The organism is Ewingella allii, assembly GCF_044430645.1.
Classification (GTDB): Bacteria; Pseudomonadota; Gammaproteobacteria; order Enterobacterales; family Enterobacteriaceae; genus Ewingella; species Ewingella allii.
Genome location: NZ_JAWUDN010000009.1, coordinates 86,495 through 102,331, shown reverse-complemented (window position 1 = coordinate 102,331; position 15,837 = coordinate 86,495). Strand labels below are relative to the sequence as shown.

14 protein-coding genes are annotated in these 15,837 nt (G+C 54.8%); all 14 read right to left on the bottom strand.

The features are described 5' to 3' along the window. Positions 1 to 13: 13 nt before the first annotated feature. Positions 14 to 541, bottom strand: a complete 528-nt coding sequence (locus SBO83_RS17855) for a DUF1097 family protein (protein ID WP_396132417.1) — start codon at positions 539 to 541, stop codon at positions 14 to 16. A gap of 217 nt (positions 542 to 758) precedes the next feature. Then, complete coding sequence (nuoN, locus tag SBO83_RS17850) at positions 759 to 2,219, bottom strand: NADH-quinone oxidoreductase subunit NuoN (RefSeq protein ID WP_396132416.1); 1,461 nt, start codon at positions 2,217 to 2,219, stop codon at positions 759 to 761. A gap of 6 nt (positions 2,220 to 2,225) precedes the next feature. Then, positions 2,226 to 3,755: an NADH-quinone oxidoreductase subunit M gene (nuoM, locus tag SBO83_RS17845; RefSeq protein WP_353502764.1), complete on the bottom strand. Its 1,530-nt coding sequence runs from the start codon at positions 3,753 to 3,755 to the stop codon at positions 2,226 to 2,228. A gap of 37 nt (positions 3,756 to 3,792) precedes the next feature. Further along, complete coding sequence (gene nuoL / locus SBO83_RS17840) at positions 3,793 to 5,640, bottom strand: NADH-quinone oxidoreductase subunit L (RefSeq protein ID WP_154146993.1); 1,848 nt, start codon at positions 5,638 to 5,640, stop codon at positions 3,793 to 3,795. Further along, positions 5,637 to 5,939: an NADH-quinone oxidoreductase subunit NuoK gene (gene nuoK / locus SBO83_RS17835; RefSeq protein WP_004936014.1), complete on the bottom strand. Its 303-nt coding sequence runs from the start codon at positions 5,937 to 5,939 to the stop codon at positions 5,637 to 5,639. The genes nuoL and nuoK overlap by 4 nt, the downstream gene beginning before the upstream one ends. Next, complete coding sequence (gene nuoJ, locus SBO83_RS17830) at positions 5,936 to 6,493, bottom strand: NADH-quinone oxidoreductase subunit J (protein ID WP_353502765.1); 558 nt, start codon at positions 6,491 to 6,493, stop codon at positions 5,936 to 5,938. The genes nuoK and nuoJ overlap by 4 nt, the downstream gene beginning before the upstream one ends. A gap of 12 nt (positions 6,494 to 6,505) precedes the next feature. Then, positions 6,506 to 7,048, bottom strand: coding sequence for an NADH-quinone oxidoreductase subunit NuoI (gene nuoI / locus SBO83_RS17825; RefSeq protein ID WP_034791754.1), 543 nt, complete (start codon positions 7,046 to 7,048; stop codon positions 6,506 to 6,508). 14 nt (positions 7,049 to 7,062) lie between these two features. After that, positions 7,063 to 8,040 (bottom strand): NADH-quinone oxidoreductase subunit NuoH, encoded by a 978-nt coding sequence (gene nuoH, locus SBO83_RS17820; protein WP_396132415.1) that lies wholly within the window; start codon positions 8,038 to 8,040, stop codon positions 7,063 to 7,065. After that, complete coding sequence (nuoG, locus tag SBO83_RS17815; RefSeq protein ID WP_353502766.1) at positions 8,037 to 10,763, bottom strand: NADH-quinone oxidoreductase subunit NuoG; 2,727 nt, start codon at positions 10,761 to 10,763, stop codon at positions 8,037 to 8,039. Before nuoG ends, nuoH begins: the two co-directional genes overlap by 4 nt. A gap of 143 nt (positions 10,764 to 10,906) precedes the next feature. Continuing rightward, on the bottom strand, positions 10,907 to 12,277 hold the full coding sequence (gene nuoF / locus SBO83_RS17810; RefSeq protein ID WP_396132414.1) for an NADH-quinone oxidoreductase subunit NuoF: 1,371 nt from the start codon (positions 12,275 to 12,277) through the stop codon (positions 10,907 to 10,909). Further along, positions 12,274 to 12,813, bottom strand: a complete 540-nt coding sequence (nuoE, locus tag SBO83_RS17805) for an NADH-quinone oxidoreductase subunit NuoE (RefSeq protein WP_154146995.1) — start codon at positions 12,811 to 12,813, stop codon at positions 12,274 to 12,276. The genes nuoF and nuoE overlap by 4 nt, the downstream gene beginning before the upstream one ends. Before the next feature lie 2 nt (positions 12,814 to 12,815). Then, complete coding sequence (nuoC, locus tag SBO83_RS17800) at positions 12,816 to 14,615, bottom strand: NADH-quinone oxidoreductase subunit C/D (protein WP_396132413.1); 1,800 nt, start codon at positions 14,613 to 14,615, stop codon at positions 12,816 to 12,818. A 90-nt stretch (positions 14,616 to 14,705) separates the two neighbouring features. Next, positions 14,706 to 15,380: a NuoB/complex I 20 kDa subunit family protein gene (locus tag SBO83_RS17795; protein WP_140470293.1), complete on the bottom strand. Its 675-nt coding sequence runs from the start codon at positions 15,378 to 15,380 to the stop codon at positions 14,706 to 14,708. Between the two features lie 19 nt (positions 15,381 to 15,399). Next, positions 15,400 to 15,837 (bottom strand): NADH-quinone oxidoreductase subunit A, encoded by a 438-nt coding sequence (locus tag SBO83_RS17790; protein WP_396132412.1) that lies wholly within the window; start codon positions 15,835 to 15,837, stop codon positions 15,400 to 15,402.

Below are 15,837 nucleotides of genomic sequence, written 5' to 3'. Positions count from 1 at the left end.
TGTCGCAGGTCTTTTAAGAACCTTCTGACCGCGTCACCGGCGGGAATGGCGGCTTATCGCTCGCCAATTGTTGAGCCGAAGCACGCTGCTTTTCACGACGCTCCGCCAGCCACAGGCCGCTATTTTTCATCGCATAGCCAAACAGCAGGCCGACCAGCAGGGATAACACCACCTGACGCCAGTCGCCTTGGGCAGCGAAAGTGGCACAGGCGCCGATGAAAGTCCCCGGCACGAAGGCAAGCCACTGTTGCCAGGCTTGGATACACATCAGGAAGGCCACCACGCCGGTGAGCATGTAGCCCAGCAGCGTCCACTCAGGGCGCAGCGAGCTGCCAGCAATAATCACTTCGGCCCAGAACACGCCACTCAGGCAGGTCAGCGTGCTGATGACCAGACCGCGCAACCCGCCCTTCGGGCAGGCGAAATAAGCCGTGCAGCCGAGGAAGCCAGCCCAGCTAATCAGTCCCAGACTGATAGCCACCCAGCCCCAGATGCCGGAGAGAATGCCGGTAGTAATGGCGATCATCACCAATACGTTCATGATGTGTAAATCCTGTGCGATTCTGAACAAGCGCGCAGTTTACGCATCGGCAAAAATAATGGAATGGGTTAGATCACAATATCGATGTAATTTATTGTTGAACGTACATACAAACGTGATTTTCATCACACTATTGCAATGAATTGTACAAATAGTGCCCATAAAAAAACCGCCCATCGAAATGAGCGGTTTTCAGTTTTGCTACTGCGTCAGGCTATCAGAACAGCGGTTGCGCCATCTGAACTAGCGTGATCAGCGGCTGTGGATAGATACCGAGCAGCAGAACCAAGATCGCCGAAATCAGCACAACCACACCACCCGCAGTCAACGCCCAGTTGTTTGGCGTATCGCGAACCAGCTTGTCAGGTGCGCTCAGATACAAGCTCACGGTCACGCGCAGGTAGTAGTAAAGACCAATCGCCGAACCCACCACCACGGCACCGGTCAGCCACCACAGATGCGCGGTCACGCCGGTCGCAATCACGTAGAACTTACCGATAAAGCCTAAGGTCATTGGGATACCGGCCAGTGACAGCATCATCACGGTCATTACCGCAGACAGGATTGGCTTGTGCCAGAACAGACCACGGTAAGAGAACAGTGATTCTGCGTCCGGACCTTTGTACGGGCTAGACATCAGGCTAACCACGCCGAAGGCACCCAGGCTGCTGAACAGATAACCGGCCAAGTAAACCCCGACGGTTTCCATCGACAGCTGGTGAGTCTGTACTGCAATCAGTGCCACCAGCAGGTAACCCAAGTGCGCGATTGAGGAGTAACCCAACAGGCGCTTGATGTTGCTCTGGCTGATAGCCATCAGGTTACCGACCAGAATCGAGCAGAAGGCGATGATGCCCAGCACGACGCGAATCGCTTCGCTGTCGGCCACCGGCGCGTACAGGAACAGACGCATAACCACGGCGAAGATAGCAATCTTGCTGGCAGTGGCCAGGAAGGTTGAAACCGGAGCCGGCGCGCCCTGATACACGTCTGGTGTCCACAGGTGGAAAGGAACCAGTGACAGTTTGAAGCCCAGACCCACAATCATCATGCCCAGACCTGCCAGCAGCAGCGGCTGGTGCAGCATCACGCCGTCGGCCAGGTTTTTACCCAGCGCCACGAAGCTCAGATCACCAGACTGCGCGTAGATCAACGCCATGCCGAACAGCAGGAATGACGACGCCGCAGCGGACAGCAGCATGTATTTGATGCTGGCTTCCAGTGAGCGTTTTTGACGGTAGGCATAACCAATCAGGCCGAACAGTGGCAACGAAATCAGTTCGATTCCGAGGAACATTGACGCCAGATGGTTAGAGCATGCCAGCAGAATGCCACCCAGTGCGGCAATCAGCACCAACAGGTAGAACTCTTCCCGGTTGTCCGGATAACCGGCCAGCCAAGGATAGGCAAAGGTGCTGGTAGCCAAGCTCGCTAGCAATACCAACCCAATGTAGAACATTGAGTAACCGTCAACACGAAGCAGTGGAGTGACGTCCTGCGGCCCGACCTGCCCTACATAGTAGAGGGAAAGCAGAGCCACGTTCAGACCGATAACTGTCAGTGTGGCATTCAGGAAATGGTCGCGTCGCCACGCAATGGACAGCATCACCACCACCACTGTCAATCCGACGATCATCAGCGGTAACAGTGCGATCAGATTTTGAAGTGTAAATGTCATGGCGAGTTACGGCCTTGTCGTTGAAATTGTTGAAACTGATGATCCGAACCAGTGCTGCACGTTAGCCATCGCTGCGCTAGAGGTATCGAGGATTGGCTGAGGATAAACACCCAGCGCCACCAGCAGTACCACTAACAGCAGAATGATAGACAGTTCGCGTGCGGTCATGCCCTGCAGCGGCTCTTCTGATTTTGCTTTGCCGTAGTAAGCGCGCTGCATCATCACCAAAGAGTAAACCGAAGCAAAGACCAGACCGAAGGTCGAGATGACAGTGATCACCGGAACAATCGGGAAGCTGCCAAATAGGATCATGAATTCACCGACGAAGTTACCGGTGCCCGGCATACCCAGTGTTGCCACTGCGAAGAACAGCGACAGCGCAGGCAGGTACTTAATCCGCCCCCACAGTCCGCCCATCAGACGCATGTCGCGGGTATGCAGACGCTCGTATAACTGGCCGCAGATGATGAACATACCTGCCGCAGACAGGCCGTGAGCAATCATCTGAATCACAGCGCCCTGGTAAGCCAGTTGGCTGCCGGTGAAGATAGCAATCAGTACAAAGCCCATATGCGAAACAGAGGTGTAAGCAATCAGACGTTTGATATCGGTCTGAGAGAACGCCATCCACGCACCGTAGAAGATACCGATAACGCCCAGCCACATAGCGATTGGCGCGAACTCATGCGACGCATTCGGGAAGAATGGCAACATGAAGCGCAACATGCCGTAGGCTGCGGTTTTCAGCAAGATACCTGCCAAGTCAACAGAACCCGCCGTTGGTGCCTGACTGTGTGCATCTGGCAACCAGCCGTGCAATGGCACGACCGGCATTTTCACCGCGAAGGCGATGAAGAAGCCCAGCATCAGCAGGTATTCAACGTTGTGCGACATCGGAGTCTTCAGCAAGTCAGCGTAGTTGAAGGTCCAGGTGCCGGTCGCGTTGTAGTGCACGAAGACCAGACCGAGGATTGCAATCAACATCACCAGACCGCTGGACTGGGTATAGATGAAGAACTTGGTTGCTGCGCTGATACGTGTTTTACCGTCTGACGCTTTGTGTCCCCATAAGGCAATCAGGAAGTACATCGGCACCAACATCATTTCCCAGAAGAAGAAGAACAGGAACATGTCGATTGCCAAGAACACGCCGATCACGCCGCCGAGGATCCACAGCAAGTTCAGGTGGAAGAAACCCTGATACTTCTGGATTTCACGCCATGAACAGAGGATAGCCAAGACGCCGAGTAACCCGGTCAGCACCACCATCAGCAAGGACAGGCCGTCCAATGCCAAGTGGAAGCTGATACCAAAGCGCGGGATCCACGGCACAGAGAACTCTGACTGCCATTGTGGAATGCCGGTCGGGCTAGTTAATGAATAACCACCCTGCAACCACAGTTGCAGGGACAGTGCTAAGGTCAACCCCATCGAGATCAGCGCAATCCAGCGCGGTACTTTGCTGCCGAAACGCTCAGTCTGCCAACACAGCAGCCCGCCGATAAAGGGGATAAGAATTAGCCAAGGAAGTAGCATGGCGTTTTGTGTCCCTATTTGTTCGTACTATCTGTTCTTAAAGAATCAGCAACAGTGCCAAAACAACCACTGCTCCCAAACCCATGGACGCGACATACCAGCGTGTCTGACCGTTTTCACTTAGCGTCAAGCCACGGTTCCCCAAACGGGAGAACACAGCAGGCAGATTCATCAGTGAATTCAGTGGATCACGTTGCAGCAGCTTAGCGATGGCCAGATACGGCTTGACGAAAATCATGTCGTATAACCAGTCGAAGCCCCACGCGTGGAACCACCAGACCGTGAAGAAGCGGCCAATGGCGCTTTTCGCGATGCTGTTTACCAGTGAGCGTTTGCCAAGGTACAGCGCGGCTGCCAGCAAGATGCCAACAATCGCCACAACGCCCGAGGTGATTTCCAGGGTCAGTACACTGCCGTGCGCCAGCTCAGTCGTCTCAGGCAGTACGCCTTTCAACGGTGGCACGATCATCGCACCGATGAAGGTGGACAATACCAACAGCACCAGCAGTGGCAGATGGTGAGTAATGCCTTTGCCCGCATGCGCTTTAATCTTCTCTTCGCCGTGGAACACGATGAAGATCATGCGGAAGGTATATAGGGAAGTCATAAACGCCCCGACCAGACCTGCAATCATCAGATTGAGATGGCCGTTTGCCCATGCACCCGCCAGAATTTCATCTTTACTGAAGAAGCCCGCAGTGATAAGTGGCAAGGCAGATAGGGCTGCACCACCGACCAGGAAGCAGACATACACCAGAGGAATCGATTTACGCAGGCCACCCATCTTAAAGATGTTCTGTTCGTGGTGGCAGGCCAAAATGACCGAACCAGACGAAAGGAACAGCAGCGCTTTGAAGAACGCGTGCGTCATCAGGTGGAAGATGGCGGCATCCCACGCCTGCACGCCCAATGCCAAGAACATGTAGCCAATCTGGCTCATGGTGGAGTAAGCGAGAACGCGTTTGATGTCGGTCTGAACCAGTGCGGCAAAACCTGCCAGAACCAGCGTCACTGCGCCAACAATACCTACCAGGTGCAGCACTTCAGGCGCCATCAGGAACAGGCCATGAGTACGTGCAATCAGGTAAACACCGGCGGTAACCATGGTCGCGGCGTGGATCAACGCAGATACCGGCGTTGGACCAGCCATGGCGTCAGCCAACCAGGTTTGCAGCGGAAGCTGTGCAGATTTACCCACTGCCCCACCGAGCAACATCAGCGTCGCCCAAGTGATAGCGGTGTCGCCAACGGCCAGTTTCTGCGGAGCCAGTACCATCAGCTCGCGGAAGTTCAGCGTACCCAGTTCGCGGTACAGGATGAACAGTGCGAAGGCTAAGAACACGTCACCAACGCGGGTCACGATGAAAGCTTTCATCGCAGCAGCGCCGTTGGCTGGGTGGGTGTAGTAGAAACCGATCAGCAAGTAGCTGCACAGGCCCACGCCTTCCCAACCGAGGTACATCAGCAACAGATTATCTGCCAGTACCAGAATCACCATGCTGGCGATAAACAGGTTGGTGTAAGCGAAGAAGCGCGAGTAGCCCTCTTCACCGCGCATGTACCAAGACGCGAACATGTGGATGAAGAAGCCAACGCCGGTCACCACGGACAGCATGGTCATCGACAAGCCATCCAGCGTCAGGGTAGCGGCGATGTTGAAGTCGCCCACTTGCATCCAGTTCCACAGGTTCTGGTTGAAAACTTCATGGCCAGCAGCGCGCTGGGTCATGAAATCAATACCGACATATAGGGTCGTCAGCGCAGCCAGACCAATAGAACCCACACCTACGGTGGCGGAAGTATTCTCAGACCAGCGACCGCGTGAGAAGGCCAGCAGAACGAAGCCAATCAGCGGGAACAGAATTGTTAAATATAATAGGTTCATCCGCGCATCTCACTGACAGTGTCGATATTCAGGGTGTGGCGACGGCGATAGAGTTGCAACAGCAACGCCAGACCGATACTGGCCTCAGCCGCTGCCAGACTGATTGCCAGGATGTACATCACCTGACCATCAGCTTGCCCCCAATAGCTCCCAGCCACGATGAACGCCAACGCCGCTGCGTTGATCATCACTTCCAGACTGATCAGCATAAACAGCAGGTTGCGACGGACAAGCAGCCCGGTCAGCCCCAAAACAAACAGAATTGCGGCCAGGATCAGGCCATGCTGTAGAGGGATCATGCTCTCTCCTCCGTTTTTCTTTTCGCCATCTCAGTGGTCGCTGGTGCGTCACCGAACACTTCGCCCGGCTTGCTTTCGCGGCCAATGTGGAAGGCAACAACCAAACCGGCGAGCAGCAACATAGATGCCAATTCAACCGCCAGAACGTAAGGGCCAAACAGCGCGATGCCTACTGCCTTCGCGTCTACCATGGTGCCTTCGATGCCGTGAGTGTGCAGACCAAGAATCGAGGTGATCATCACGCCCAGCAGGACCAGCGACAGGATGGAAGGCCCAATCCAGGTCGCCGGTTTCAGCCATGCACGTTCTTGTTCTTCGACATTGCCCAAGTTCAGCATCATCACCACGAACACGAACAGCACCATAATGGCACCGGCATAAACGATGATTTCCAACGCACCGGCGAAGTACGCGCCCAGCGAGAAGAACACCGCGGCGATCGCCAGAAGCGAGACGATCAGATACAGCAATGCGTGAACCGGGTTGGTGTGCGTGATAACACGCAACGTCGCCAACACGGCCACCACGGCTGCAATGTAAAATGCAAATTCCATGCTTGCGGCTCCTTAAGGCAACAGACCTTTGACGTTGATCGGTTTGGCTTCGTTTTCAGCTTCGCCTTTCGACTTGCCGTCAACTGCCATACCGGCCATCCGGTAGAAGTTATATTCCGGATATTTACCCGGACCCGAGATCAACAGATCTTCTTTCTCATACACCAGATCCTGACGTTTGAACTCACCGAGTTCAAAGTCCGGCGTCAACTGAATGGCCGTAGTCGGGCAAGCTTCTTCACACAAACCGCAGAAAATGCAGCGCGAGAAGTTGATGCGGAAGAACTCCGGATACCAACGACCGTCTTTATGTTCAGCTTTTTGCAGCGAAATACAGCCTACTGGACAGGCTACCGCACACAGGTTACAAGCAACGCAACGCTCTTCGCCGTCCGGATCGCGCGTCAGCACGATACGTCCACGATAGCGCGCAGGGACGTTAACTTTCTCTTCCGGGTACATCTGGGTTTCGCGCTTGGCGAAGGCATGCATGCCTATCATCCACAAGCTGCGAACCTGGGTGCCGAACCCGACAACTATCTCTTTCAATGTCATGGCTAAATCACCCCTTATTGCGCGTTGTACAAGATGACCGCAGCGGTCGCCAACAGGTTAAGTAAGGTCAACGGCAGGCAAACTTTCCAGCCGAAAGACATCACCTGGTCGTAGCGGGGACGCGGCAAAGCAGCACGGATCAAAATGAACATCACCATGAAGAAAGCGGTTTTCAGCGCAAACCAGATAAACGGCGGCAAGAATGGACCCTGCCAGCCACCGAAGAACAGCGTCACAATCAGCGCTGACACGGTAACGATACCGATATATTCGCCCACGAAGAACAGACCGAATTTCATACCGGAATATTCAATGTGGTAACCGTCGGCCAGCTCTTGCTCAGCTTCCGGTTGGTCGAATGGGTGACGGTGACATACCGCAACGCCGGCAATCGCGAAGGTCACAAAGCCGAAGAACTGCGGAATGATGTTCCACATGTGGGCCTGTGAGTTAACGATGTCCTGCATATTGAAGGAACCCGCCTGTGCTACCACGCCCATCAGAGACAGGCCGAGGAACACTTCGTAGCTCAGGGTCTGGGCCGACGCACGCATTGCCCCCAACAGGGAGTATTTGTTGTTACTGGACCAGCCAGCGAACAGCACGGCGTAGACGGTCAAACCCGCCATCATCAGGAAGAACAGGATGCCGATGTTCAGGTCGGCGGCGAACCACGTTGAGCTCACTGGCACGATAGCGAAAGAGATCAGCATTGAGCTGAACGCAATCATTGGCGCCAAAGTGAAGATCGCGCGGTCGGTGAAACGCGGAACCCAGTCTTCTTTAAAGAACATTTTGATCATGTCAGCAACGAGCTGCAAAGAGCCGCCCCAGCCAACACGGTTCGGTCCGTAACGGTTCTGGAACAGACCGAGCAGACGACGTTCGCCGAAGCTCATGAATGCGCCACACACCACCACGACCAGCAAGATCACGACGGCTTTCAGAACCGCAATCAGCACCTCAACAACTTCAGGTGTAAACCAGCTCATCGTGTTGCCTCCCGCAGATTTTCAACCGTTGCGCCCACCAGAACCGGAGAAATTCCCGGCAAGCCCAGTGGCAGACCAACCTGTCCCTGATGCAAGGTTTCGCTCAGACGAACTGGCAGAGTCAGGGTCTGGCCGCCGCAGGTGAATTCCACCTGAGCACCGGCGTTAACGCCCAACTGCGCCGCATCGGCTGGGTTAACCATCACGTAAGGCTGTGGCATACGCTGCTGGATCACGTGCGAACGCTGGCTCATCTCTTCACTACCAAACAGGTGGTAGTAAGGAGCAACGCGCCATTGGTTGCTTTCCGCCGCGAAGGCCGCAGGAATGGTGGTGAAGTAGTCAAGGCTGCCCTCGCCTGCTTCAATCATACGCACGCCCGGATCGCCAAAACGCAGACTGCCACCGACTTCGCTCTGGAACTTGTTCCAGGCTTGTGGTGAGTTCCAACCCGGCGCCCAGGCAAACGGCACCTGATTACGTTCAGCTAACGGGTTGTTGTTCCCTTCCATGGAGAAGGCGAACATGGTGTCTTTATCTTGCGGCTGACGTGGTTCATGCACGCTGATGTTAGCGCGCATCGCAGTACGGCCACTCGAACGGTGCGGAGAACGCGCCAGTTTCTGACCGCGAATGCGGAAGCTGGCGTTTGGTGCAGCTTCAACCATGCCTTTCAGCTGTGGCAGAGCGGCGACGCAGGCTTCGATCACGTGGTCTAACTGAGTCCAGTCAACGTGACGGCTGTTAAGGGTTGAGTGCAGCGAGTGCATCCAACGCCAGCTTTCAAGCATCGCAACAGAAGTGTCGTAATAAGCCGGGTCATAAACCTGGAAGAAGCGCTGGGCGCGGCCTTCCTGGTTAACCACGGTACCGTCACTTTCTGCGAAGCTGGCCGCAGGCAGGATAAGCGTCGCTTTGTCCATGATGCGGGTACGCTGATGGTCAACAACCAGCAGGTTTTCAACTTTAGCTAATGCTGCATCAACTTTGGCTTCTGGCGCCTGACGGTAAAGGTCATTTTCCATCACGATTGCGCTGTCTGCGCCGCCGTTAGCCAACAGTTCGAGCGCGGCGTCCAAAGTACCGCCGCCAATCATTGACAGACCGATGCTGTTAGAAGAAGTCGCGACGAAGGTGATACCTACATCGCTGCCGCGCACTTTCAAAGCTTTCGCCACGTTGGCTGCCGCTTCGATGATGGCGTCGCTACCCGCATTGCTGCCGGTAATGATCAGCGGTTTACGTGCACCGGCCAATGCCTGCACGATCACGTCGATTTTCTTGTCGAGGCCTTCAGCCAGGTCGGTGACAGCCGGAGCAGACTCGTCCAACCCGTGGGCGATAGCGAAGCCGAAGCGGGCTTGCTCATCTACCGGCGCGCGGTAGTTGTATGCCGCGATGTCATCGAGCTTGGTGTTATCAACGTTGGTGATGAACAGCGGGTGCTTAGCGTGCTGACCGATGTTCTGTACCGCCGCGATTTGCCAGTCGGCAACGCGCTGTGCCGCAGCCATTGCGCGAGCTTTGCCTTTTACTGCCTGACGAACAGACAAGGCAATGCGCGCGCCGGTTTGGGTCAAATCTTCACCCAGCACCAGTACGGCGTCGTAGTCTTCGATTTCACGCAGGGCTGGCGTGTGAACGCCGCTGTTGCGCAGAACGTTGAGCATCAGCTCAAGGCGGCCTTGTTCGGCTGCGTTGATACCGGTGTAGAAGTTCTCTGCGCCGACTAGCTCGCGCAGCGCGAAGTTGCTTTCGAGGCTTGCGCGCGGAGAACCAATACCGATGGCTTTTTTCGACTGACGCAGAATATCTGCCGCGCCCTGCATCGCTTGTTCAGCGTTCAGTTCGATCCAGTCGTTGCCACGCAGCTGCTGTGGTTTCTTCGGACGGTCTTTGGCGTTGACATAGCCATAACCGAAACGACCACGGTCGCAGAGGAAGTAGTGGTTCACGGTGCCGTTATAACGGTTTTCGATACGACGCAGTTCGCCATAGCGCTCACCCGGGCTGGTGTTACAGCCGACGGAACACTGTTGGCAGATGCTTGGCGCAAACTGCATGTCCCATTTACGGTTATAACGCTCAGAGTGCGTTTTGTCGGTGAACACGCCGGTCGGGCAGACTTCTACCAGGTTACCGGAGAACTCGCTTTCCAGCGGGCCATCTTCCGGGCGACCGAAGTAGACGTTGTCATGTGCGCCGTAAACGCCCAAGTCTTTACCATCCGCGTAGTCCTTGTAGTAACGGACACAACGGTAGCAAGCGATACAGCGGTTCATTTCGTGAGAGATGAACGGGCCGAGATCTTGGTTGTTATGAGTACGTTTGGTGAAGCGATAGCGACGCATGCTATGACCGGTCATGACCGTCATATCCTGCAAGTGGCAGTTGCCGCCCTCTTCACACACCGGACAGTCGTGTGGGTGGTTAGTCATCAACCACTCAACCACGCTCTCACGGAACTCTTTGGCTTCGCCGTCATTGATGGAGATAAACGTGCCATCGGATGCCGGTGTCATACAAGACATCACCAAACGACCGCGCGTATCTTCCGCGTTTTGGTATTGCTTAACCGCACATTGGCGGCAAGCGCCGACGCTTCCCAGCGCCGGATGCCAGCAAAAATAAGGAATATCGAGGCCAAGAGAGAGGCAAGCCTGCAACAGGTTGTCCGCTCCATTTACATCGTATTCTTTGCCGTCTACATGAATCGTAGCCATAGTCAGCATGCTTCCACGTGGCCCACCTTTCAGCGGGCGTTAATCAAAAATTCTTGCCGGGTTGGCGTATATCGTTCGACAGCGCGTCCCTTGTTCTGGGATTTCGCGCGCAGCGGGCTCACGTCCGCCGCTTGGTGCCTTCACTACCAGCGCTGTTTCAGCAGGTTGTTTGGCTGAATACCGCCAATCGCCCGCGCATTGCTGTAATGCTGCTTGGCGATGCCCGCCTCAAACTCGTCCCGGAAATATTTAATCGCACTCTGCAGTGGCTCCACGGCACCCGGCGCGTGTGCGCAGAAGGTTTTGCCCGGACCAAGCTGGCGGCAAAGCTGCTCGAGCGTTTCGATATCGCCCGGTTGGCCTTCGCCACGTTCCAGCGCGCGGAGGATCTTAACGCTCCACGGCAAACCGTCACGGCATGGCGTACACCAGCCGCAAGATTCACGAGCGAAGAACTCTTCCAGGTTACGCACCAGGGAAACCATGCCAATTTCGTGGTCAACGGCCATTGCCAGCGCAGTACCCATACGGCTACCCGCTTTGCCGATGCTTTCGAAATCCATTGGCAGGTCGAGGTGGTCGCCGGTCAGGAAGTCCGTCCCTGCCCCACCCGGTTGCCAGGCTTTGAATTTCAGACCATCGCGCATGCCACCGGCATAATCTTCGAGGATTTCACGTGCGGTGATACCAAACGGCAGCTCCCAAACGCCCGGATTTTTCACTCGACCGGAGAAGCCCATCATTTTGGTACCGGCATCATTACTTTTGCCTGCGGAAATACCTTTGTACCAATCCACGCCGTGCTCAACGATAGCCGGCACGTTGCACAGGGTTTCAACGTTGTTGACACAAGTTGGCTTGCCCCATACGCCAGACGATGCTGGGAAAGGTGGTTTGGAACGCGGGTTAGCACGGCGGCCTTCAAGGGAGTTAATCAGCGCGGTTTCTTCACCACAGATGTAACGCCCTGCGCCGGTGTGCACCACAAGTTCAAAGTCAAAACCGGTACCGAGGATGTTTTTCCCCAGGAACCCAGCGGCTTTGGCTTCTTCAATGGCTTTACGCAAGTTCACTGCTGCTTCGATGTACTCGCCGCGCAGGAAGATGTAACCACGGTAGGCTTTCAACGCGAATGCGGCGATCAGCATGCCTTCCACCAGCAGGTGTGGCATTTGCTCCATCAGCATACGGTCTTTATAAGTGCCCGGTTCCATCTCATCGGCGTTACAAAGCAGATAGCGGATATTCATGCTTTCGTCTTTCGGCATCAGGCTCCACTTTAAACCGGTGGAGAAGCCTGCGCCGCCGCGGCCTTTCAGACCTGCGTCTTTGACTAGCGTGACCACGTCATCCTGAGCCATACCTTTCAGCGCTTTCTCAGCACCGGCGTAGCCATTTTTGCTACGGTATTCGTCGAGGAAAACCGGCTGCTTGTCATCGCGCATACGCCAGGTCAGCGGATGCATCTCTGGCGTGCGGATAATCTGTTTTGGCGTAAATCCCTGGAATGTCATGAGTAACGCTCCAATAATTCACCAATGTTTTCCGGCTTCAGGTAGCTGTGAGTGTCCTCGTCGATCATCATCGTCGGGCCTTTGTCACAGTTACCCAAACAGCAGGTCGGCAGCAGGGTGAAGCGACCATCTTCAGTCGTTTGGCCCGGCTTGATGTGCAGCTGTTCTTCGATTGCCGCCTGAATGCCTTGATAACCGGTGATGTGGCACACCACGCTGTCACAATAGCGAATCACGTGGCGGCCCACCGGCTGGCGGAAGATTTGGCTATAAAACGTTGCCACACCTTCAACGTCACTGGCAGGAATATCGAGGATTTCAGCGATCGCGTAAATGGCACCATCTGGCACCCAGCCACGGTGTTTTTGCACGATTTTCAACGCTTCGATAGAGACCGCGCGGGCATCTTCGTAGTGATGTTTTTCGTGCTCAATCGCTTCACGCTCAGCGTCGTTAAGCTCGAACGCAGCAGGTTTTGCGGTCGGCTCGGAGACGTTGATGTACTGAACCTCTGAGTCTTTATTGATATCTGTCATCGTTAGCGGTCCACATCTGACATTACAAAATCGATACTGCCCAGGTAGACGATCAAATCGGATACCAGGCTGCCACGGATAACTGACGGGATCTGCTGCAAATGCGGGAAGCTAGGCGTACGAACGCGGGTACGGTAGCTCATGGTGCTGCCGTCGCTCGTCAGGTAGTAGCTGTTGATCCCCTTGGTCGCTTCAATCATCTGGAAAGATTCTTGCGCAGGCATGACAGGACCCCAAGACACTTGCAGGAAGTGCGTGATCAGCGTCTCGATATGCTGCAGCGTGCGTTCTTTCGGTGGCGGCGTGGTCAGCGGGTGATCGGCCTTGAACGGGCCTGCTGGCATATTGGCGTAGCACTGTTCCAGAATGCGCAGACTCTGACGCAGCTCTTCTACTTTCAGCATCACGCGCGAGTAGCAGTCGCTGACGCCGTCGCCCACTGGCACTTCAAAGTCGAAGTTTTCGTAACCAGAATATGGACGCCATTTACGCACATCGAAATCAATACCGGTAGCGCGCAGACCTGCACCCGTGGTACCCCATGCCAACGCGTCTTCCGCGTTGTAAGCCGCAACGCCTTTCGAACGACCAATCAGAATGGTGTTTTTCAGGGCAGCTTTAACATAAGAGTCCAGACGAGCAGGCATCCAGTCGAGGAATTCGCGCAGCAGACGTTCCCAGCCTTTCGGCAGGTCGTGTGCAACACCGCCGATACGGAACCAGGCCGGGTGCATACGGAAGCCGGTAATAGCTTCGATCAGATCGTAAATTTTCTGACGGTCGGTGAACGCGAAGAATACCGGGGTCATCGCACCGACGTCCTGAATGAACGTACTGATGTACAACAGGTGACTGTTGATACGGAACAGTTCAGACAGCATCACGCGGATGGTGTTAACGCGGTCGCCTACGGTAATGCCTGCCAGTTTCTCAACGGCCAGCACGTAAGGCATTTCGTTAACGCAGCCGCCGAGGTATTCGATACGGTCGGTGTACGGAATGTAGCTGTGCCATGACTGGCGCTCGCCCATTTTTTCCGCACCACGGTGGTGGTAACCCACGTCCGGCACGCAGTCGACAATCTCTTCGCCATCAAGCTGCAAGATGATGCGGAACGCACCGTGCGCAGACGGGTGGTTTGGACCGAGGTTGAGGAACATGAAGTCCTCGTTTTCGGTACCGCGCTTCATGCCCCAGTCTTCAGGCTTGAAAGTCAGTGACTCCATCTCCAGATCTTCTTTCTGCTTAGTCAGCTCGAAAGGATCGAATTCGGTAGCACGGGCCGGATAGTCTTTACGCAGCGGGTGCCCTTCCCACGTCTGAGGCATCATGATGCGCGTCAGGTGCGGGTGGCCGTCGAAGGTAATACCGAACATTTCCCACGTTTCGCGCTCATACCAGTTGGCGTTCGGGAACACCTTGGTGATGGTCGGAAGGTGCAGGTCGTTTTCTGACAACGCCACCTTAAGCATAATGTCGCGATTACGCTCAACGGAAATCAGGTGATAGAAAACGGAAAAATCCGCGGCCGGTAAACCGTCGCGGTGAGTACGTAAACGCTCATCTACGCCATGCAGGTCGAACAGCATGACATAAGGCTTTGGCTGTTTTCGTAAAAAGGTGATCGCTTCCAGTATCTGTTCGCGCTTGATCCACACCACGGGTATGCCGGTACGGGTCGGTTGAACAGTAAAGGCCTCAGGCCCAAAACGGTTACGCAATTCGCCGATGACCGGATCATCAAGATGATCTCGGGTTTGCCATGCTGGCTGAGCGGTGTCTTGCGTCGTCAAATCTGTCATTTTATTTTCACCACACTAAATGGTCATTTATGCCGTAAGGGGGTGTATCGCTACCAACCGCCCCTCAGGGTTGACTCTCAGACCGCAGTGTTAAATCTCGTCAGGAGACTTCAGATTCGTCACGGCGATACGCTCTGCGCGTTTACGCTCTTTCTCAGATTGCATATTCGCGCGGTAAACGCCCTGATCCCCAACAACCCACGACAGCGGGCGACGTTCTTTGCCGATAGATTCTTGCAGCAGTAACAGGGCCTGCATGTAAGCTTCCGGGCGCGGCGGGCAACCTGGGATATACACATCAACCGGTAAGAACTTATCTACACCCTGAACCACGGAGTAGATGTCGTACATACCACCGGAGTTGGCACATGCGCCCATCGAGATAACCCATTTCGGCTCAAGCATTTGGTCATACAAACGCTGAATAACCGGGGCCATCTTGGTAAAACAGGTTCCTGCTACTACCATGAAATCGGCCTGGCGCGGAGAAGCACGGAGAACTTCAGCACCAAAACGAGCAACGTCGTGTACCGCAGTAAACGACGTCACCATTTCAACGTAGCAGCACGAAAGGCCGAAGTTATACGGCCAAAGGGAGTTTTTGCGACCCCAGTTCACCATCCCATGCATCGCCTCTTCGAGGTTCCCCATGAAGACGCTGCGCTTTACCTGTTCTTGCAGAGGATCACCGACGATCTCTTGCTTTTGCAGGGGGTAACGGTCGTTCTCACCGTCCGGGTCTATGCGGGTGAGCGTATAGTCCATCTTATTGCCTCGCTATTACTTACTGCGGATGACTGTTGGTGTTAATCGCTGGGCTCGGTTTAACAGGTCCTTTCGAACGTGTTGGTGTCCAGTCCAATGCGCCAATACGCACTAGATAAAACAGACCGGCTAACAGGACTAAAATGAAAATGGCGGCTTCGACGAACCCGACCCACCCGCTTTCACGGATAGAGGTTGACCATGCATAGAGATACAGGGCTTCCACGTCGAAAATGACGAAAAACATCGCGACTAGATAGAATTTGGCGGAAAGACGCATGCGGGCGGTACCCACGGATGCGATACCAGATTCGAAAGGCGTGTTTTTGTATCGCGCTCTGGCTCTCCCGCCAAGGAACGCTGCACCCAGTAACATGAGGCAACAAAGACCTATTGCGACGATCAGAAATACCGCGAACGCCCAGTGTTGAGCGATAACTTCAGTGGTTGTTGACAT